16 protein-coding genes and 1 tRNA gene are annotated in these 17,583 nt (G+C 70.9%); 2 read left to right on the plus strand and 15 right to left on the minus strand.

Going from position 1 to position 17,583, the window contains the following annotated elements; all coding sequences use genetic code 11:
* Window positions 1-57: 57 nt before the first annotated feature.
* The 5 genes from IBL26_RS03970 to IBL26_RS03990 form a co-directional block, all read right to left on the minus strand.
* The gene (locus IBL26_RS03970; protein ID WP_187783157.1) at window positions 58-1,836 is read right to left on the minus strand and encodes a GMC family oxidoreductase; all 1,779 of its coding nucleotides are present in this window, start codon (window positions 1,834-1,836) and stop codon (window positions 58-60) included.
* 3 nt (window positions 1,837-1,839) lie between these two features.
* Window positions 1,840-3,441 (minus strand): ABC transporter substrate-binding protein, encoded by a 1,602-nt coding sequence (locus IBL26_RS03975; protein WP_187783158.1) that lies wholly within the window; start codon window positions 3,439-3,441, stop codon window positions 1,840-1,842.
* A 76-nt stretch (window positions 3,442-3,517) separates the two neighbouring features.
* On the minus strand, window positions 3,518-5,695 hold the full coding sequence (locus IBL26_RS03980) for a N,N-dimethylformamidase beta subunit family domain-containing protein (RefSeq protein WP_241748976.1): 2,178 nt from the start codon (window positions 5,693-5,695) through the stop codon (window positions 3,518-3,520).
* Window positions 5,692-7,284 carry an ABC transporter substrate-binding protein gene (locus IBL26_RS03985; RefSeq protein WP_187783159.1) on the minus strand — a complete coding sequence of 531 codons (1,593 nt, stop codon included), beginning with the start codon at window positions 7,282-7,284 and terminating at the stop codon, window positions 5,692-5,694. The genes IBL26_RS03980 and IBL26_RS03985 overlap by 4 nt, the downstream gene beginning before the upstream one ends.
* Before the next feature lie 88 nt (window positions 7,285-7,372).
* Entirely contained in the window at window positions 7,373-8,755 is a 1,383-nt protein-coding gene (locus IBL26_RS03990) for an aminotransferase family protein (RefSeq protein WP_187783160.1), read from the minus strand.
* Window positions 8,756-8,917: 162 nt separating this feature from the next.
* On the opposite strand from IBL26_RS03990, the gene IBL26_RS03995 reads away from it, so the two are divergent.
* Both IBL26_RS03995 and IBL26_RS04000 read left to right on the plus strand, forming a co-directional pair.
* Complete coding sequence (locus tag IBL26_RS03995) at window positions 8,918-9,691, plus strand: TetR/AcrR family transcriptional regulator C-terminal domain-containing protein (RefSeq protein ID WP_187783161.1); 774 nt, start codon at window positions 8,918-8,920, stop codon at window positions 9,689-9,691.
* 476 nt (window positions 9,692-10,167) lie between these two features.
* The gene (locus IBL26_RS04000; RefSeq protein ID WP_187783162.1) at window positions 10,168-10,770 is read left to right on the plus strand and encodes a DUF938 domain-containing protein; all 603 of its coding nucleotides are present in this window, start codon (window positions 10,168-10,170) and stop codon (window positions 10,768-10,770) included.
* A gap of 65 nt (window positions 10,771-10,835) precedes the next feature.
* On the opposite strand, the gene IBL26_RS04005 is transcribed toward IBL26_RS04000, so the two are convergent.
* The 10 genes from IBL26_RS04005 to dcd form a co-directional block, all read right to left on the minus strand.
* Window positions 10,836-10,911, minus strand: a tRNA-Phe gene (locus IBL26_RS04005).
* 109 nt (window positions 10,912-11,020) lie between these two features.
* Entirely contained in the window at window positions 11,021-11,194 is a 174-nt protein-coding gene (gene yacG / locus IBL26_RS04010; protein WP_187783163.1) for a DNA gyrase inhibitor YacG, read from the minus strand.
* Window positions 11,184-12,221, minus strand: coding sequence for a ribonuclease E/G (locus tag IBL26_RS04015; protein WP_367615364.1), 1,038 nt, complete (start codon window positions 12,219-12,221; stop codon window positions 11,184-11,186). The genes yacG and IBL26_RS04015 overlap by 11 nt, the downstream gene beginning before the upstream one ends.
* 53 nt (window positions 12,222-12,274) lie before the next feature.
* Complete coding sequence (locus tag IBL26_RS04020) at window positions 12,275-12,901, minus strand: Maf family protein (RefSeq protein ID WP_408901893.1); 627 nt, start codon at window positions 12,899-12,901, stop codon at window positions 12,275-12,277.
* On the minus strand, window positions 12,898-13,116 hold the full coding sequence (gene infA, locus IBL26_RS04025; RefSeq protein ID WP_007003972.1) for a translation initiation factor IF-1: 219 nt from the start codon (window positions 13,114-13,116) through the stop codon (window positions 12,898-12,900). Before infA ends, IBL26_RS04020 begins: the two co-directional genes overlap by 4 nt.
* A 158-nt stretch (window positions 13,117-13,274) precedes the next feature.
* Window positions 13,275-13,601 carry a hypothetical protein gene (locus IBL26_RS04030; protein ID WP_187783164.1) on the minus strand — a complete coding sequence of 109 codons (327 nt, stop codon included), beginning with the start codon at window positions 13,599-13,601 and terminating at the stop codon, window positions 13,275-13,277.
* A 71-nt stretch (window positions 13,602-13,672) separates the two neighbouring features.
* Window positions 13,673-14,965: a histidinol dehydrogenase gene (hisD, locus tag IBL26_RS04035; RefSeq protein ID WP_187783165.1), complete on the minus strand. Its 1,293-nt coding sequence runs from the start codon at window positions 14,963-14,965 to the stop codon at window positions 13,673-13,675.
* Complete coding sequence (hisG, locus tag IBL26_RS04040; protein WP_187783166.1) at window positions 14,962-15,669, minus strand: ATP phosphoribosyltransferase; 708 nt, start codon at window positions 15,667-15,669, stop codon at window positions 14,962-14,964. The genes hisD and hisG overlap by 4 nt, the downstream gene beginning before the upstream one ends.
* 36 nt (window positions 15,670-15,705) lie before the next feature.
* Window positions 15,706-16,965 carry a UDP-N-acetylglucosamine 1-carboxyvinyltransferase gene (gene murA / locus IBL26_RS04045; protein ID WP_187783167.1) on the minus strand — a complete coding sequence of 420 codons (1,260 nt, stop codon included), beginning with the start codon at window positions 16,963-16,965 and terminating at the stop codon, window positions 15,706-15,708.
* A gap of 35 nt (window positions 16,966-17,000) precedes the next feature.
* Window positions 17,001-17,555 carry a dCTP deaminase gene (dcd, locus tag IBL26_RS04050; protein WP_187783168.1) on the minus strand — a complete coding sequence of 185 codons (555 nt, stop codon included), beginning with the start codon at window positions 17,553-17,555 and terminating at the stop codon, window positions 17,001-17,003.
* Window positions 17,556-17,583 lie beyond the last annotated feature (28 nt).

The raw sequence follows: 17,583 nt of genomic DNA on the forward strand, positions 1-17,583 counted from the left end.
CCGGCTCATGGCGCGGGTCGCATGCCGTCGGTCCATGCCCGCGTGACTGCCGCCGCCTCAGGCGGCCGTGGCGCCCGCCACTGGCCCGCCTGCCGCCGCCCGCCCGGCGGCACGCACCCCATCCGCCATCTTCTCGGCGATCATGATGACCGGCACGTTCAGGTTGGCGCAGGGAATGGTCGGCATGACGGAGGCATCGCACACCATCAGCCCCTCCACCCCGATCACGCGGCCATCGGGGTCGCACACCGCCATCGGGTCATCCGCCGCGCCCAGGCGGCAGGTACCGCAGGGGTGCCAGACACCGCCGACATGCCGCCGCAGGTGCAGCCGCAGCGCCTCCTCGTCCTGGCACAGCACGTCCAGCGGCGCGTTGCCCTCCTGCGCCATGGCCAGGATGCGGGAACGCACCATCGGCACCCGGTCCATCACCGGTCCGGCCAGCGCCGTCAGCACGCCGTTCTGCCAGGATGGCTGCAGCAGCTTCTTCACCTGGGCGGAGTAGGTGGAGGGAAACGCCTCCAGCACCACACCCGCCATGGCGGGGGCGCGCAGCACGCCCGCCGCCAGCCGGAAGGCCTGGGCCAGCCGCACCAGGTCCCGCTCATCCGACAGCATGCGGAAATCCACCGCCGGCCGCACGCCCGGGTCGGGCGAGGCGAGGGTGACGCTGCCCTGCGAGTAGGATTTGTTCACCCAGTTGAACAGCGTGGCGATGCGGTGCCCCACCGCGTGCCAGCCGGAGCGTGTGTTGACCGCCAGGTGCATGTCCCCCGGCGGCGTTCCCTCCAGCCCCGAGGACCAGCGCAGGATGGATTGGATATGGTAGTGCTCGCCGCCCGGCAGCCGCGTATCCGGCCGGATGAAGGCGGAAACGCCGATGGAGGGATGCTCCAGCAGGTTCCGCCCCACGCCCTCCCGCGCCGCCACCACGGGAATCCCCAGCTGCTGCAACGCCCGCCCGGGCCCGACGCCGCTGCGCAACAGCAACGCCGGCGAATGCAGCGCCCCGTTGCTGACGATCACCAGCCCCGCCGCCACGTCGATGACGCGGCCATCCCGCCGCAGCCGCGCGCCCACGGCGCGCCGGCCCTGGAACAGCACCCGCTCGGCTTCCGTGCCGGTCCACAGTGTCAGGTTCGGCCGCGCCCGCACCGAAGTGGTCAGGTACACGGTGGCGGTGGAGGTGCGCCGGCCTTCCCGGTCCAGGTTGACGGTGATGGGGAAGACGCCGTCCTCCCACCGCCCGTTCTGGTCCTCGCGCGAGGCATGGCCCTGCCGGCCCAGCTCCGCCTCCACCTGGCGGGCGAAGGGCGTGTGCCGGGCGCGCGGCACGCGCTGGATCGGCAGCGGGCCGTCCTGCCCGTGCAGGTCGGTCTCCGCGCCCAGCTCCAGATCGTGTTCCAGCTTGCGGAAGTAAGGCAGCACATCCGCCCAGCCCCAGCCTGTCGCCCCCTCCGCCGCCCACTCCGCGTAATCATGCGGGGAGCCTCGGTTGGCGCCGATGCCGTTGATGGAGGAACCGCCGCCCAGGATGCGCGCCTGCTCATACGGCCGGATGGTGGCGTCGCCGGTATTGGAAGGGTCCTTGCCCATGCCGACGCGCAGCCCCGGCCAGGTCCAGTCCGTGTTGAAATACGCCCGGCCGGGATAGGGGGAAGCGATGTCCGCCGGCATCTCCCCCGGGCGCAGGTCCTGCCCGGCCTCCACCAGCAGCACGCTGCGGGATGCTTCCTCGCTCAGCCGCGCCGCCAGCACGCACCCGGCCGAGCCGCCGCCCAGGATCACCACGTCGAAACGGGCGGCATCGGCGGCGAGGGATGGTTGCTCCGTCATCTCTCAGCCCTTCCGCACATTCCAGAAGAACGCGGCGGAACCTGGCAGCACGCCCGTCACATTGTCCCGGAACGCGGTGCGGGAGAAATACTGGCCCAGCGGCAGGCTCGGCACGTCGTCGAACGCCACGCGCTGGATCTGGTCCATCAGGCGCCGGTTATCCTCGGGCGTCGCCGCGTCCAGCCATTGCAGGGTCAGGCGCTCCATCTCCGCGCTCTCATACCACCCGGTCCAGCCGGTGCTGCCCTGGCCGCGGATGGTGGCGTTCATCGCCGGGTTGGCGATGGACACGCTCGGCCAGTTGGTGTGGTAGACGCTCCAGCCACCCTTCTCCACCGGCTCGCGGGAGAGGCGCCGCTGCAGCACCGTGCCCCAGTCCATCTCCTGCAGGTCCACCTTGAGGCCGAGCTGCCGCAGCAGCTCCGCCGTCAGCAGCCCGTGCGGGGAGATGGAGGGATAATCGGCCGGGTTCAGCACCACCGCCAACTCGCCGTTGTAGCCGGAGGCCTTCACCGCCGCGCGGGCGGCATCCAGGTTGGTCGGCTGCGGCATGTCCGCCACCCCGGCCTCGGTCACGTCCGGCAGGCCGCAGGGGAACATCGCTCGGCACAGCTTCCAGGAATCGGCATCGCCGCCGACGATCGACTGCATGTAATCCTCCTGCCGCAGGGCGGAGAGGACGGCGCGGCGCAGCTTCACGTTGTTGAAGGGCGGCTGCAGATGGTTGAAGCGCGCGTGGGAGATGAAGCCATACGGGTCCTGCCGCTGCACCGTGATGCCGCGCCGCCGCGTCAGCGTCGGCACCAGGTCCGGCAGCGCCTGTTCCCACCAATCGATCTCGCCAGCCTGCAACGCCCCGGCGGCCGTCGCCGGGTCCGGCATCACGATCCATTCCAGCCGGTCCAGATGCGCCTGCTTGCCGCCGGCCGTCCATTCCGGCGCGCCCTCTCGCGGCTGGTAGCCATCGAAGCGCGCATAGACGGCGCGGCTGCCGGAGACGAACTCATCCGCCACGAAGCGGAAGGGGCCGGAGCCGACCATCTCTGTCACCGGCTTGTTCGGGTCCGTCATCGCCAGCCGCTCCGGCATGATGAAGGCGGGCGAGGAATGCGGCTTGCCGATCGCCTCCAGCAGGCGCGGGAAGGGGCGCTTCAGGCGGATGCGGATGGTGCGGTCATCCGCCGCCTCGAACGCCTCCACCGCCGCGCCGAGCGTCTGGCCGAACGTGTCACGCTTGCTCCAGCGCAGCAGGCTGGCGGCGCAATCCTGCGCCCGCACCGGCGCGCCGTCATGGAAGCGCAGGCCGTCCCGCAGCGTGATCAGCCAGGTCAGCCGGTCGTCGGAAACGCTGGCACCCGCGGCCATCTGCGGCTGCGGCCGCATCTGCCCATCGACACCGTAGAGCGTGTCGAACACGCAGTAGCCATGGGTGATGGTCACCGCCGCCGTGGTCCACACCGGATCCAGCGAGGAGAGATTGGCCTGCGGCACGAAGCGCAGGGTGGATGCGCTGGCGGCGCGTGCCAGCCGGGGCGCCGCCAGCGGCAGCAGCGCCGCCCCGGAAGCCTGCAACAGCCTGCGGCGTTCAATACCGGTCGATGTCATCGCGGCGGTGCCCCTCTCTGATGGGTGGAAGGCGGTTGGCCCGGCCCCTTCTGATCGTCGGGGCCAGGAAGGCACGCTACGGCGCGGCCGCGAAACGGCGCACCACATTCTCCAGCATGCGGGAGGCCGGGCCATCGAAGGCGGCCCCGTTCCACAGGCTGCCGCAGAAGGTGATGGAGCCGACGGCGAAGACCGCGCCGCCGCCCGGTACGTCGAAATAGATGATCTCCGCCCGCTTCAGCGCCTCCGGGCTCTCCCCGGTGACGGTGGCGATGTGGGAGAGCAATTCCTCCGGCACCGTCACGAAGGAAGCCGGCGGCACCGCTGAACGCGCCAGGATCACGGTGCCCGGCGGCGTGCCCAGGCGCGGGTCGGCGCGATCCAGCTCGAACCCCGCCGCGCCACCGCCGGAGAGGCCGTAATCGCCGATCACCTCCGGCACGCCGTCAAAGATCCAGGCGTGGCGCGGATCTTCGGAGGCCGGCAGGCGGCGGTAATAGGTGCCCTCGAACAGCCCCTGCGCGCTGAAGCCCAGCCCGACCAGCGCCTGCGGCGGCCGCCGGTTGCGCCGCCACAGCCCGCCCAGCGCACCATCCAACTGGTGGTAGTACTCGCCCGCCTCGGCCGCCCAGGCGCGGATGCCACCCTCCGCCCGGCGGATCTCGATCAGATGCGGCCGCGCCGGGTCCCGCGCGATGCGCCAGTAGAAGCCGTTGCCGCCGAGGTAGCAGAGCCGCCCGCCATGGTCCCGGTACGCCATCAGCGCATCCAGCATCCGCTCGGTATGATACTCGGGGTGCGAACCGGTCAGCACGACGCGGTAGGGTGAAAGGACCACCTCGCCTTCGTCGTCCAGATCCTCGTCGGTGATGATGTCGAAGGCGATGCCGCGCGCTTCCAGCCACGCCAGCAGGTGCGAATCCGCCGGGTAGTGCCGCAGGCCGGAACCCTTGGCGTCGTTGAAGGTCAGGAAGCCCGGCCGCATCGTCAGGATCGGCCGCAGGCGGGAGGAGAGCGAGATGCCGCTGCCATCCGGGTGGCGGTTATAGGTGGAGTGGCTGAAGCCCGGCACGTCATCCGGGTTGTGCGGATAGGCACCCCAGGCCACCACGCGTTCCTTGTACGCCGCATCCGCGTTGCCGCGCGCATGGTTGGCGTAGGCCTGATACGTGAAGGTGGAAGCCAGTACCGCCACCGCCGCATGCGGCCCATTCCGCGCGGGCAGCACGTAGAAGGGCAGCCAGTCCTCGCCCTCCGCGCAGGTCAGGTGGAAGGCATAGGCGCCGCTGCGCAGCTCCGCCGGCACCTCGAAGGTGAAGGAGGGTGCCCAGCCGCAATCGTCCAGGTCGTCCGCGTGGAAATGGATCGCGCCGTACTCGGCGGGCGCGTGCCGCCAGCAGGTTTCCCGCCCGCTCCATGCCGCGCCGACCACGCCGCGCGTCGGGGCGTTCAGCACGCGGCCATGCAGCCCGCCCGGACCCCGGTCGGCGATGCCGTCGCCCATGATGTCGTCGGAAAAATCCCACCGCGCCGCCAGCGTCTGCGCCGGCAAGGGCAGGATCAGCGGGTCCGGCCAGGACTCCACAAAGCCCGCCGCCACCAGCGGGTCCTCCAGCTTGCCGGTGAAGTGGTCCCTGGGCGCCGCCGCATCCCGCGCGGCGAAGGTGATGGCGCTGACGGGCGCCACACGCGCCACCGGCGTCGTCGCACTGGCAGTGGCGCCATCCGCGAGGCCCAGCGCCTGCTGGCCCAGCACGGCGCGGCCGGTGGCAGGGTCATGCGCCAGCCACAGCCGGTACCACACCATCGGGCGCAGCGGCCTCTCCGTCCGCAGCCGCGTCACGGTCCCGCCGAGGCTGATCTCCGCCTCCACCCCCGCCGCGCCGGCGCGGAGCACGATGCCATCCGCGCCGCCCTCCGCCGCCAGCACCGTGGCGGCCGGCAACTCGGCCAGCACCTGCACCAGCACCGCCCAGCTACGCGCCTGCGATGCCGCCAGGGCGGGCGTGCCGCGCACGACGCCGCTGGAGCCCAGCCGCACCGGCTGGTGCACGCCCTCGAACCCATAGTCGAACGGCACCGGGCGCAGATCCAGCCCCGGCCCGGCCGGGTTAGGGTCGGCCGAGACCACCCGCACCAGCCGCGCGCGGCAGGCGCCCGGGTTGCGCAGGCTGACATAAGCGGTGATCCGCTCGCCCGGGCGGCGGGAGAGGCGATCGAGGTAACCGGTGACCGGCGGCAACATCCCCGTCATACCCGGCGCAGGTTCCAGGGCACCGGGCGTGGCCCTTCCAGCATGCCGGTCAGTGACTTGCGGTAGGCGGTGCGGATGAAGAACTGCCCCAGCGGCACCGTCGGCACATCGCGGAAGGCCAGGTCCTGCATCTGCGCGCCAAGGCGCATCCGTTCCGCCTCATCGGCGGCGGACAGCCAGCGGTCGTTCATCGCTTCCATCTCCTTGCTCTCGTACCAGCCGGTCCAGCCGCCATCGCCCTGGCCACGGATCAGCGCGTTCTGGCTGGGGGTGACGATGCCCATGCCGCTCCACCACACCGGAAAGAGGTTCCAGCCGCCCTCAGCCGGTGGCTTGCGACTGACGATGCGGCTGAGCACGCTGCCCCAATCCGTGGCGATGAGGTCGACATTGAAGCCGATGCGCGTCAGCAGGTCGTGCGCGATCAGCCCGAAGGGCGCGATGGAAGCGAAGTCGGACGGGTTCAGCAGCACGATGCGCTCCCCCGCATAGCCGCTTTCCTTCAGCAGGGCGCGGGCGCGGTCCAGGTTCGCCTCCGCCATCGGGTCCGGGCTGGGCGCGCGGCCATACGGCGTCGTACAGGGGAAGAAGGCGTGGCAGACATTGTAGGCGGTGTCATCGCTGTTGGTGACGGCGCCCATGAAGTCCGGCTGGCTCACCGCCGCCAGCACCGCCTGCCGCGCCTTGGGGTTGTTGAAGGGCGGATGCAGGTGGTTGAAGCGCAGCACGCCCATGTAGCCGGCCGGGTCGCCATTCGCGATGGTGATGTCCCGGTTGCGGCGCAGCAGCGGGATCAGATCCGCGCCCACCTGTTCCCACCAATCCACCTCGCCCGCCTGCAGCGCGGCGGCGGCGGTGGCCTGGTCCGGCATCATCATCCACTCGACGCGGTCGAAGTTGACCACCTTGCCGCCGGAGGTCCATTCCGGCGCCTCCTGCCGCGGCACGTAGCGCTCGAACTTGCGATACGCGGCGCGGCTGCCCGGCACGAACTCATCCGCCGCGAAGCGATAGGGGCCGGAGCCGATGACCTCGGAGAGCGGCTTCGTCGCCTCCGTATTCCCGATCCGCTCCGGCATGATGAAGGCAGGGCTGGTGCCGGGCTTCGCCATCGCCTCCAGCAACAGCGGGAAGGGGCGGGTGAGCTGGATGACCAGCGTGCGATCATCCGGCGCCTTCCATTCGGCGACGGCGGCGCCCAGCGTGCGGCCGAACGTATCCCGGCTGCACCAGCGGCGCAGGCTGGCGGCGCAGTCGCGGGACCGCACCGGCTCCCCATCATGGAAGAACAGGCCTTCGCGCAGGCGGATCGTCCAGGTCAGCCCGTCGGCGGAGGTCGTGTGCCCCTCCGCCATTTGCGGCTTCACGCGCATCTGCGCGTCCAGCCCATACAGCGTGTCATACACATAGAAGCCGTGATTGACCGCGACGCCGGCCAGCGATGCGATCGGATCGGTGATCGACAGCGCCGCCTGCGGCACGAAGCGCAACACGCGCGGGTCGGCCCGCTGCGCGCGGGAGAGGGATGGCGCCGCGAGCGTCGCGCCGCCGAGCAGGAGTGCGCCTCGGCGCGTGATCTTCTGACGCATAGCCTGTTCCCCTATGTGCGAGAGATGCTGTTGGAGCCCGCATGTCCGGCCACGCCTGGCCCGTGGCCTCCGCCAGCATCGACGATGTTCAGTGCAGGATGCCGTCCGCCCGCAGCTCGGCGGCGTAGTCGTCCAGAACGGCGCCGAGCCGCTCTGCAAGAATGCCGATCTCCTCGGCGGTGACGGTGAGGGGTGGGGAGAGCATCAGCCAGTCCCCATACGCGCCGCGCGAGGTACGCCGGCAATACAGTGCCAGTCCGTGCCGCAGCGCCAATTGCTGCACCCGCGCCGGCGCTACCTTCTCCAGCGGGATCATCGCCTTGCTGTGCTTGTCCGCCACCAGCTCCACTGCCAGCAACAGGCCCTTGCCGCGAATGTCGCCGACCAGCGGGCTGTGCGCCGCCAGCGCCTGCAGCTTGCCGAGCAGCAGCTCGCCCATGCGGGCGGCATTGCCCACCAGGTCGGCGTCCTCCACCTCCCGCAACACGGCGGCGCCCACGGCGCAGCTCATGACATGGGCGTTGTAGGTAAAGCCGTGCATGAAGCCGCCGGCCTCCGCCACCACACGCACCATCTCGGCCGAGACCAGTGCGGCGCCGAGCGGCGCGTAGCCGGCGGAAAGTCCCTTGGCCAGCACGGCAATGTCCGGCCGCGCATCCGGCCAGTGGTCGGCGGCCAGGAAGCGGCCGGTGCGCCCGGCGCCGCTCATCACCTCGTCATAGATCAGCTTCACGCCGTGGCGGGTGCAGATCTGCCGCACCGTGGCGTAGTAGGAATCGGGCGCCACCAACGCGCCGGTCGCCAGGCCGCCCACCGGCTCCATGATGAAGGCCAGCACCGTCTCCGGCCCCTCGCGGAGGATGGCGTCCTCCAGCGCCTGGGCACAGGCGCGTGCATGGCTTTCCACCGTGTGGTTGGGCGGCAGCCGGTAGCTCAGCGGCGCCGGCACGCGCGGCACGGCGCGCAGCAGTGGCCCGAACACCTCATGCGCATGCTCATCGCCCGAGACGGCGAGCGCGCCGAGCGTGTTGCCATGATAGCCCGGCTGCCGCCCGATCACCTTCCAGCGCGAGGCCTCGCCCGTGGCGACGGCGTGCTGCCGCGCGAACTTGATGGCGCTCTCCACCGCTTCCGAGCCGCCGGAGACGATGAAGGACCGGTCCAGCCCCGGCCCGGCCAGCCGGCCCAGGCGCTCTGCGAATTCCAGGTTGGCGGCGCTCTCGAACTGGCTGGGATAGGCGAACACGGCCTGCCGCGCCTGCGCCTCCATCGCCGCCAGGATGCGCGGATGCCCATGGCCCAGATTGCTGGCCACCGGGCCGGAGGACGCGTCGAAATAACGTTTGCCCTCGGTATCGATCAGCCACACGCCCTCGCCACGCGCGATGCGGGGCAGGGGCGGCGCGCCGGGCGGGCGCGTGAAGGCCTGCTGGCCAAAGCCGATCTCGGGGGAAGTCCGTGCGCCGTCCATGAGAGCCTCGCATCCGAACCTGTTGTCACCGGCGCGGATCGTTTCGCTTCGGTTGCCACGAGTTGATAACAGTCTTGAGCGCTGCGCAAGAGGCTTCCTCCAGCCCCGCGCAGTTGATATGAGGACGCTGCGCGAGGGGATGCGGGGAAGGTCAGGAACAGCGTGGCAAGAAAGCCCCCGTCACCCCGGGCGTCCCCGAAGACGTCGCCCACCAGGGCCAGCGCCACACGCCGCTCCCGCGCCGCGCCGGTCGCCGTCGGGCTGAGCCGGGACGCGATCCTGGACGCCGCGCTGGCCGAGATCGACGGCAAGGGCCTGGCCGCCTTCAGCCTGCGCGGGCTGGCCCGCAGCCTCGGCGTCAATGCCAGCGTCATCGTCTGGCATATCGGCAACCGCGACGCGGTGGTGGCCGAGGTCATCAGCCTGGTGTTGCGGGACGTGGTGCCGCCGCGCCTGCCGGGGCAGCGCTGGCAGGCCTGGCTGCGCAGCCTGTTCGCCCGCTTCCGCGACGCCGTGCGGCGCCACCCCAACACCGCGCCGCTGATCGGCGCCGACACCGTCTCCAACCTCCGCCCGGATCTCGCGCTGGTCGAGGCCATCCTGTCCGTGCTGGTGGAAGCCGGCGTGCCGGATGCGCGGCTGTGCGAGAGCTACAACGCCGTGCAGGCCGCGCTGGTCGGCTTCGTCACGCAGGAACTGGCGCAGATGCCGACGGAGGACCTGCCCTCCTGGCAATCCGGCATCCAGGCCAACCTCGCCGCGGCCGACGCCGCGCGCTACCCGCAGATCGCCCGCCTGCTGCCCGGCCTGGCCAACCGCGCCTTCATCCTGCGCTGGCAGAACGGCGCCACGGCCCCGATGGATGGCAGCTTCGAACTGTTCGTGGACTTCATCGTGGCGGGGCTGGAAGCGTCGCTGCCGGGGGCTTCGGCCTGACCTGAGTCGTTGGTGGGGGAGAAGGCCGGGGAAGGAATTCCCCGGACCCCTTCTTTCTTTTCTGCAAGTTTGGCGTGACGCTTCAGGACTGAGAACGGACGCTGCTAGATTTTAGTAATGGGCCATGCTGGCTGAACCGTCAGTCGCCAGAGGTCTATGACCCCTGGTGCACCCAGCCGTCCCCCAAGACCGCCTTTCCAACAGCCACACCGCCAAAACTCGAAAAAGGAAAAGAAGGGGCCCGGGGAATTCTTTCCCCGGCCTTCCTGCCCCATCGCCTTCGATGCCGGTGCACAGACGTCCCAGCGGTGCCCCGGCCAATCAGAAGCCCATGTCATTCCGATGTAAGAGGCATCGAGCCTGGCTGGGGGACAGCGCTCCGCAGGGCTGGACGCTACCGGCCGGCGGAAGTGCGTATCCCGGACTGCGTGGGTGACGCCGATGGCGCCCCGCCCGGCGCGGTGCGATGAAGGGGCATGACCGATGACGCCCGCCGCAGCGCCCCCGCCGCCGCCCGCAACCGTGACCCGATCCTGCAAGCGCTGAAGCCGCATCTGCCGCCCAGCGGCCTAGTGCTGGAGGTGGCCAGTGGCACCGGGGAGCACATCCTGCACTTGGCGCAGGCGCTACCCGGCCTGCGGTGGCAGCCGACAGAGCCGCAGCCGGAGGGCCGCGCCAGCATCGACGCCTGGGCTGCCGGCCTGCCGAACGTGCTGCCCGCCCTGCCGCTGGATGCCGCCGGTGACGACTGGCCGGTGCTGCGGGCCGACGTGGTGCTGTGCATCAACATGATCCACATCGCGCCCTGGGCGGCGGCGGAGGGCCTGTTTGCCGGCGCGGCGCGGCTGCTGGGCCCCGGCGGGCTGCTGGCGCTGTACGGGCCTTACCACCGCAAGGGCCAGAAGCTGGAACCCGGCAATGCCGCCTTCGATGCCGAGCTGCGGCAGCGCGACCCGGCCTGGGGCCTGCGGGAGGTGGGGGAGGTCGCGGCGCTTGCCGGGCGCTGCGGCTTCGGGGCGCCGGAGGTGGTGGAGATGCCGGCCAACAACCTGATGCTGCTGTTCCGGCGCGAGGGCTGAGGGCGCGCAACGCAAAACGGCAGGCCAATGGCCTGCCGTTAAACCCTTCGGATCGAAGGAAAAGATGGTGCCCAGAAGTGGAATCGAACCACCGACACTGCGATTTTCAGTCGCATGCTCTACCAACTGAGCTATCTGGGCCCAGACAGTTCATGACCGTTCCGGCCAATCCCTGCGAACGAGGCGGAAATATCCGAAGCCATGGGGCCTGTCCAGTGCTCCATGCCGGTTATTTCCGTCGCGCGACGTTTCAGCTCTTCTCCTCGTCTTCCTCGGCCAGCGGCGGGCCGGGGATGACATAGTCGCCCTTCAGCCAGCGGCCGAGATCGACTTGGCGGCAGCGGGCGGAGCAGAATGGGCGGTGCTCGGCCACGGTCGGCTTGCCGCAGATGGGGCAGGTGGCGAGTTTGGGCTTAGCCGGCATGGATATCCTCCCTTCCGGATGGGCAAAGCGGGTCGGCCTGGAATGTCAGCGGCCCGGCGGCCTGGGTGAAGGCGTCCAGCGCACCGGGGCAATCGCGCAGCGCCTGCCACACGGCCGGGTGCGCCGTCAGCACAAGCGGCGCCCCGGGGCGCGCCTGGGCCTGCCGCACGCCCCGCCGCAGCGCCGCCAGCCCGCGCGTCAATGCGCTGGGCGGCTGGCCCAGCACCTCGTGCAACGGGGTATGGACACGGCGGCGTTGCAACTCGATCAACCCAAGCCCGGTGATGCCAACGACGCGAAGATGCGGGTCGGCCGCCGCCGCCTGCTGCATGGCGGGCAGCAGCGCCTTGCGGCGGGCCATCGGCATGCCGGCCAGGTCCAGCAGGATGGCGCCGGCCAAGTGGCGCAGCCGGATCTGCCGCGCCGCCTCGGCCAGCGTGGCCTGGTTCAGGCTGAGATGCGCGGCGGCATCCCGCCCGCCGGCCACGCCGCCGGCATCGACATCGATGGCCACCAGGGCGGGGGTCGGGTGGATGGTCAGGCGGCCGCCGCCTTGCAGGGCGACCTCGTGCCCTGCCAACTCCTCGAACACGGCTTCCAGCGCGTCGTCGAACACCGGGCGGGGGGAGAAGCTGACACGTTCGCCCAGCATGGGGCGCAGGCGGGCGGCGGCGGCGGCGCTGTCGGTCTGCACCAGGGCGTCCGGATGCTGCGCGGCGAGGCGCAGAGCGGCGTCCGGGCCGCGGGAGAGCAGGCGGGGCGGGCCAGTGATGGCTTCGGGCGCCGGGCGGTGGGCGAGACGGGGGCCTTTGCCGCCTTGCGCGGCGCGGGTGATGGCCACGCGCAGCCACTCGCCCTCGGTCCGGCCCTTGGCGCCGTCGGAATCGGGCAGGAAGCCGGTCTCGCCGCCGGCCAGCGCCACGAAGGCGCCGGCCATGGCGGGCGCGCGGGCGGCGAGGCGGCCGACATGCAGGTCCCCCACGCCTTCGGGGTGGGACGGGCGCTCGACGAAGGCGGCTTCCAGCACCCCGTCGGCCAGGAGCGCGGTGCGCTGCTCGCCGGGGGAGACGCTGAGCAGGATCAGGGACGCAGCCAGCCGATGCCTCGCAGCAATTGCGCCGTCTCGTGCAGCGGCAGGCCGACCACGTTGGAATGGCTGCCGGAGAGGAAGCGGACGAAGACTTCCGCCGATTGGTGCAGGGCGTAGCCACCGGCCTTGCCGTGCCACTCGCCGCTGGCGATGTAGGCGTCCATCTGCTGCTGGGTCAGCCGCTGGAAGGTGACCACGCTCTCCACCAGCCGGGTCAGCACCCGGCCATCCGGCACGGCCAGCGCCACGCCGGTATAGACCCGGTGGCGGCGGCCGGAGAGCAGGTCGAGGCAGGAGCGTGCCTCGGCTTCCGTCTCGGCCTTGGGCAGGATGCGGCGGCCGACGCCGACCACCGTATCGGCGGCCAGGACCAGGCTGCCTTCGGCCAGCGGCACCACGGCCATGGCCTTGGCGCGGGAGAGGCGGGCGGCCAGCTGCCGGGGCAGCTCGTCCTTCCGCGGCGTCTCGTCGATGTCCGAGGGCAGGATGCGATCCGGCACGATGCCGATGCGGGCCAGCAGGTCGACCCGTCGCGGGCTGCCACTGGCCAGGACCAGCGGCGGGCGGGCGGGTGCGGTCAGCGGAGCGGGCCGATCCTGGGAAACGGCTGAACTCACTTGAAGCGGAAGGTGATGCGGCCCTTGGTCAGGTCATACGGCGTCATCTCGACATTGACGCGGTCACCAGCCAGCACGCGGATGCGGTTCTTGCGCATCTTACCGCTGGTGTGGGCCAGGACCATGTGCTCGTTGTCGAGCTTCACGCGGAACATCGCGTTGGGCAGCAGTTCAACGACCTGGCCGCTGAACTCAATCATATCTTCTTTAGACATCAGACCTCTTTGTTGCCGTCAGTGGCATGGTGAGCAGGAGGAAGGGCGATCCGACATGGACACGCCGCGACGGCCGCCCATCAGGACGGACCGGTGAATTCGTGGGCAGAACATGATCGCGGCGCCGCCCCTGGTCAAGGAGAGGCTGTCCTGCCAGGTCAATCGGAGCTGCCCCCGCCGCCATCGCCGCCGCCGCCGCCGCTGTCACCACCGCCGTCGCCGGAACCGCTGTCGTCGCTGGAACAATGGGAGTCATAGCCACCGTCACCGCCGCTGCCATCCGCGGTGGTGCTGTTGCCGCGCCTGACCTGCCGGCCTTGCCCGGCGCGCAGCACGGCCAGGACGAAGCCGGCAGTGACGAACACCAGGAACAGGGGCGGCAGCAGGTACCAGAGGCCCATGATCGCCAGGATGGGGAAGCAGCCGGCCAGGGCCAGTAGCAGGCCTTGCAGCCAGCGGTGGCGGGACCTGGTCACGGCGGCCATGCGGGCGGCTCAGCCTTGGCCGCCCGGCATGGCGGCGGGGGGCACCCGCGGCGGGGCAGGCGGGGTGTGCCTCAGGGGTCCAGCCTCATGGCGATGCTGCGGGCGTGGGCGCCGAGGCCCTCGGCCTCCGCCAGCAGCACCGCATCCGGGCCGATGGCTTGCAGGCCGCGCTGATCCGCCTCGATCCAGGTGGTGCGCTTCAGGAAGTCGAAGATCGACAGGCCGGAGGCGAAGCGGGCGGTGCGGCCGGTGGGCAGCACGTGGTTGGGGCCGGCGATGTAGTCGCCCAGCGCTTCCGGGCAGAAACCGCCGAGGAAGGCGGCGCCGGCATGGCGGATGCGGGCGAACAGGGCGCGCGGGTCCTCCACCAGCAGCTCCAGGTGCTCGGGCGCCAGGCGGTCCGTCAGGGCGGCGGCTTCTTCCAGGCTGCGGGTGAGGATGATGGCGCCGTTGCGGGCCCAGCTCTCGCCGGCGATGGCGGCGCGGGGCAGGGTGGCCAGCGCGTCCTGCACCGCCCGCTCGACCGCTCCGGCCAGGGTGGCGCTGTCGGTGATCAGGATGGACTGGGCGCTTTCGTCGTGCTCGGCCTGGGCCAGCAGGTCCATGGCGACGCGCGCCGGGTCCTGCGCCCAGTCGGCGATGACGACGACCTCGGACGGGCCGGCGATCGAGTCGATGCCGACGCGGCCGAAGACCTGCCGCTTGGCTTCCGCCACATAGGCATTGCCGGGGCCGGCGACGCGGTCCACCGGCGCGATGCTGCCGGTGCCCCAGGCGAGGGCGGCGATGGCCTGGGCGCCGCCGATGCGCCAGATCTCCGTCACGCCCGCCCGGCGGGCGGCCGCGAGGACCAGCGGGTTCAGCACGCCATCCGGCGTCGGCACGCACATGGCGACGCGACCGACGCCGGCGACGCGGGCCGGGATGGCGTTCATCAGCACGGAGGACGGGTAGGCCGCCTTACCGCCGGGGACGTAGATGCCCACGGCGTCGATGGCGCCCCAGCGCATGCCGAGGGTCAGCCCGGCCGGGTCGTCCAGCCGGATATCGGCGGGAAGCTGGGCGCGGTGGAAGGCTTCGATGCGAGTGGCGGCGTGGTCGACGGCCGCGATGAGCGCGGGGTCGCACTGGGTGACGGCTGCGTCGATCTCGGCTTCCGTCACGCGCAGCGCGGCGGCATCGGCGGGCTGCCAGCGGTCGAACCGGGCGGTCAGGTCCAGCAGCGCGGCGTCGCCATCACGGCGGATGGCGGCGATGATGTCGGCTACGACGCCGTCGACGCGGGTGGTCGTCTCGCGTGCCTGGTTCAGGAGGTGAGCGAAACCGGCGTCGAAATCGTCGTCGCGCGTGTCGAGGCGGATCATGCGGCCTCCAGCGCCGCGCGGAAGCGGGCCAGCCAGGCGCCGATGGCCTCGGGCTGGGTCTTGAGCGCGGTGCGGTTGACGATGAGGCGGGAGGTGACGTGGGCGATCACCTCCGTCTCCGCCAGGCCGTTGGCCTTCAGGGTGGAGCCGGTCTGCACCAGGTCCACGATCAGGTTGGAGAGGCCGAGGGCGGGGGCCAGCTCCATGGCGCCGTTCAGGTGCACCACCTCCGCCTGGATGCCGCGGGCGGCGAAGTGGCGGCGGGCGATGTTGGGGTACTTGGAGGCGACGGCGACGCGGGAGAGCCGGGCGCGCTCGGCGGCGGCCTGGGCGGCGTTCTCCACCGGCTCGGCCACGCTGACGCGGCAGCGGCCGATGCCGAGGTCGAGCGGCGCGTAGATCTCGGGGTAGTCGAATTCCATCAGCACGTCGGCGCCGCAGATGCCGATCTGCGCAGCGCCGAAGGCCACGAAGGTCGCCACGTCGAACGACCGGACCCGCACCACGTCCAGGGTGGGGTTGTTGGTCTCGAACCGCAGGCGGCGGCTGCCTTCGTCATGGAAATCGGCGGCGGGGACGATGCCGGTGCGTGCCAGCAGGGGCCCCAGCTCCTTCAGGATCCGGCCCTTGGGCAGGGCGAGGACGAGGGGAGCATCGGGGGAGATGGCCTGTTCCAGGCCGGTGGTGTTGGTGGGCTGGTCCATGACGGGTTCTAGCATCGCTCCGGTTGCGGAGTCATGTCAGTCTCGCAGACGTTCAATGTCGGCGCCGACGCCCGCCAGCTTCTCCTCCACCCGCTCATAGCCGCGATCCAGGTGGTAGACGCGGTTGACGACCGTGTCCCCCTGGGCGGCGAGGCCGGCGATGATGAGGGAGACGGAGGCGCGCAGGTCGGTCGCCATCACCGGGGCGCCGGTCAGGCGGGAGACGCCGCGGATGATGGCCGACGAGCCGTGGGCGTTGATGCGGGCGCCCATGCGGGACAGTTCCGGCACGTGCATGAAGCGATTCTCGAAGATCGTCTCGGTGATCATCGAGGCGCCTTCGGCGACCGCCATCAGCGCCATGAACTGGGCCTGCATGTCGGTGGCGAAGCCGGGGAAGGGCTCGGTGACCGCATCGACGCCGCGCAGGCCATCGACGCGGGCGACGCGGAGGCCGGCCTCTTCCTGGGTCAGCTCCACGCCGGCATCGCGCAGGTTGGCGGAGACGGAGCCGAAGATGTCCAGGCGGACGCCTTGCAGCAGGACCTCGCCGCCGGTGATGGCGGCGGCACACGCGAAGGTACCGGCCTCGATGCGGTCGGGCAGGATGGGGTGGTGGGTGCCGTGCAGGCTGTCCACGCCCTCGATGACCAGGCGGTCGGAGCCGATTCCGTCGATCTGCGCACCCATGGAGACCAGGCAGGTGGCGAGGTCGCAGATCTCGGGCTCGCGCGCCGCGTTGATCAGGGTGGTGGTGCCGCGGGCCAGGGTGGCGGCCATCAGCAGGTTCTCGGTCGCGCCGACGGAGACCTGGGGGAAGATGATCTTGGCGCCGACCAGGCCATCGGGGGCGGAGGCGTCGATATAGCCGGCCTGCAGGTCGATCCTGGCGCCCATGGCCTGCAGCCCCTTCAGGTGCAGGTCGACCGGGCGGGTGCCGATGGCGCAGCCGCCGGGCAGCGAGACGCGGGCGCTGCGGTAGCGGGCCAGCAGGGGGCCGAGCACGAGAATGGAAGCACGCATCTTACGGACGAGGTCGTAAGGGGCTTCCAGGCTGGTGGCCTCGCCTTCCAGGCGGAGGGTGCGGGCGGCCTTGTCGTGCTCCACCTTCAGGCCGTGCTGGGCGAGCAGGGCGGCCATGGTGATGACGTCCGACAGCGCGGGCGTGTTGGTGAGGGTGACGCCATCCCCGGTGAGCAGGGCGGTGGCCATCAGCGGCAGGGCGGCGTTCTTGGCGCCCCCCACGGCGATGCTGCCCTTCAGCCGGCGGCCGCCACGGATGCGGATGCGGTCCATCGCCTTACTCCCTTACTATCTTACTGGAGGGCTGCTTACAGGCGGGGCAGCGCGACGCCGCGCTGGCCCATGTACTTGCCCTTGCGGTCTGCATAGGAGACGTCGGGCGCCGACTCGCCGCGCAGGAAGAGGAACTGGCAGATCCCCTCATTCGCGTAGATGCGGGCGGGGAGCGGGGTGGTGTTGCTGATCTCGATGGTCACCTGGCCTTCCCACTCGGGCTCCAGCGGGGTGACGTTCACGATCAGGCCGCAGCGGGCGTAGGTGGATTTGCCGAGGCAGATGACCAGCACGTCGCGCGGCACGCGGAAGTATTCGACCGTGTGGGCCAGCACGAAGGAATTGGGCGGGATGATGCAGGTCGGGCCCTTGCGGGAGACGAAGCTGGTGTCATCGAACTGCTTGGGGTCCACCAGCGCGTTGTCGACATTGGTGAAGATCTTGAACTCGTCCGCCACGCGCGCGTCGTAGCCATAGGAGGAGACGCCGTAGGAGATGACGCCCTCCCGCCGCTGGCTCTCCACGAAGGGCTCGATCATGCCGTGCTCGGTGGCCATCCGACGGATCCAGTGGTCGGGCATGATCGACATGGGCAGGGGCTTCCGTGGCGGCTGTGGG

This window comes from Teichococcus aerophilus, assembly GCF_014490485.1.
Taxonomy (GTDB): domain Bacteria; phylum Pseudomonadota; class Alphaproteobacteria; order Acetobacterales; family Acetobacteraceae; genus Pseudoroseomonas; species Pseudoroseomonas aerophila.

Bases quoted from the DNA above. Each gene is read 5' to 3' on its own strand.
- IBL26_RS03970 (WP_187783157.1), bottom strand. From the start codon at position 1,836: ATGACGGAGCAACCATCCCTCGCCGCCGATGCCGCCCGTTTCGACGTG.
- IBL26_RS03975 (WP_187783158.1), bottom strand. From the start codon at position 3,441: ATGACATCGACCGGTATTGAACGCCGCAGGCTGTTGCAGGCTTCCGGG.
- IBL26_RS03980 (WP_241748976.1), bottom strand. From the start codon at position 5,695: ATGACGGGGATGTTGCCGCCGGTCACCGGTTACCTCGATCGCCTCTCC.
- IBL26_RS03985 (WP_187783159.1), bottom strand. From the start codon at position 7,284: ATGCGTCAGAAGATCACGCGCCGAGGCGCACTCCTGCTCGGCGGCGCG.
- IBL26_RS03990 (WP_187783160.1), bottom strand. From the start codon at position 8,755: ATGGACGGCGCACGGACTTCCCCCGAGATCGGCTTTGGCCAGCAGGCC.
- IBL26_RS04000 (WP_187783162.1), top strand. From the start codon at position 10,168: ATGACCGATGACGCCCGCCGCAGCGCCCCCGCCGCCGCCCGCAACCGT.
- yacG (WP_187783163.1), bottom strand. From the start codon at position 11,194: ATGCCGGCTAAGCCCAAACTCGCCACCTGCCCCATCTGCGGCAAGCCG.
- infA (WP_007003972.1), bottom strand. From the start codon at position 13,116: ATGTCTAAAGAAGATATGATTGAGTTCAGCGGCCAGGTCGTTGAACTG.
- IBL26_RS04030 (WP_187783164.1), bottom strand. From the start codon at position 13,601: ATGGCCGCCGTGACCAGGTCCCGCCACCGCTGGCTGCAAGGCCTGCTA.
- hisD (WP_187783165.1), bottom strand. From the start codon at position 14,965: ATGATCCGCCTCGACACGCGCGACGACGATTTCGACGCCGGTTTCGCT.
- hisG (WP_187783166.1), bottom strand. From the start codon at position 15,669: ATGGACCAGCCCACCAACACCACCGGCCTGGAACAGGCCATCTCCCCC.
- murA (WP_187783167.1), bottom strand. From the start codon at position 16,965: ATGGACCGCATCCGCATCCGTGGCGGCCGCCGGCTGAAGGGCAGCATC.
- dcd (WP_187783168.1), bottom strand. From the start codon at position 17,555: ATGTCGATCATGCCCGACCACTGGATCCGTCGGATGGCCACCGAGCAC.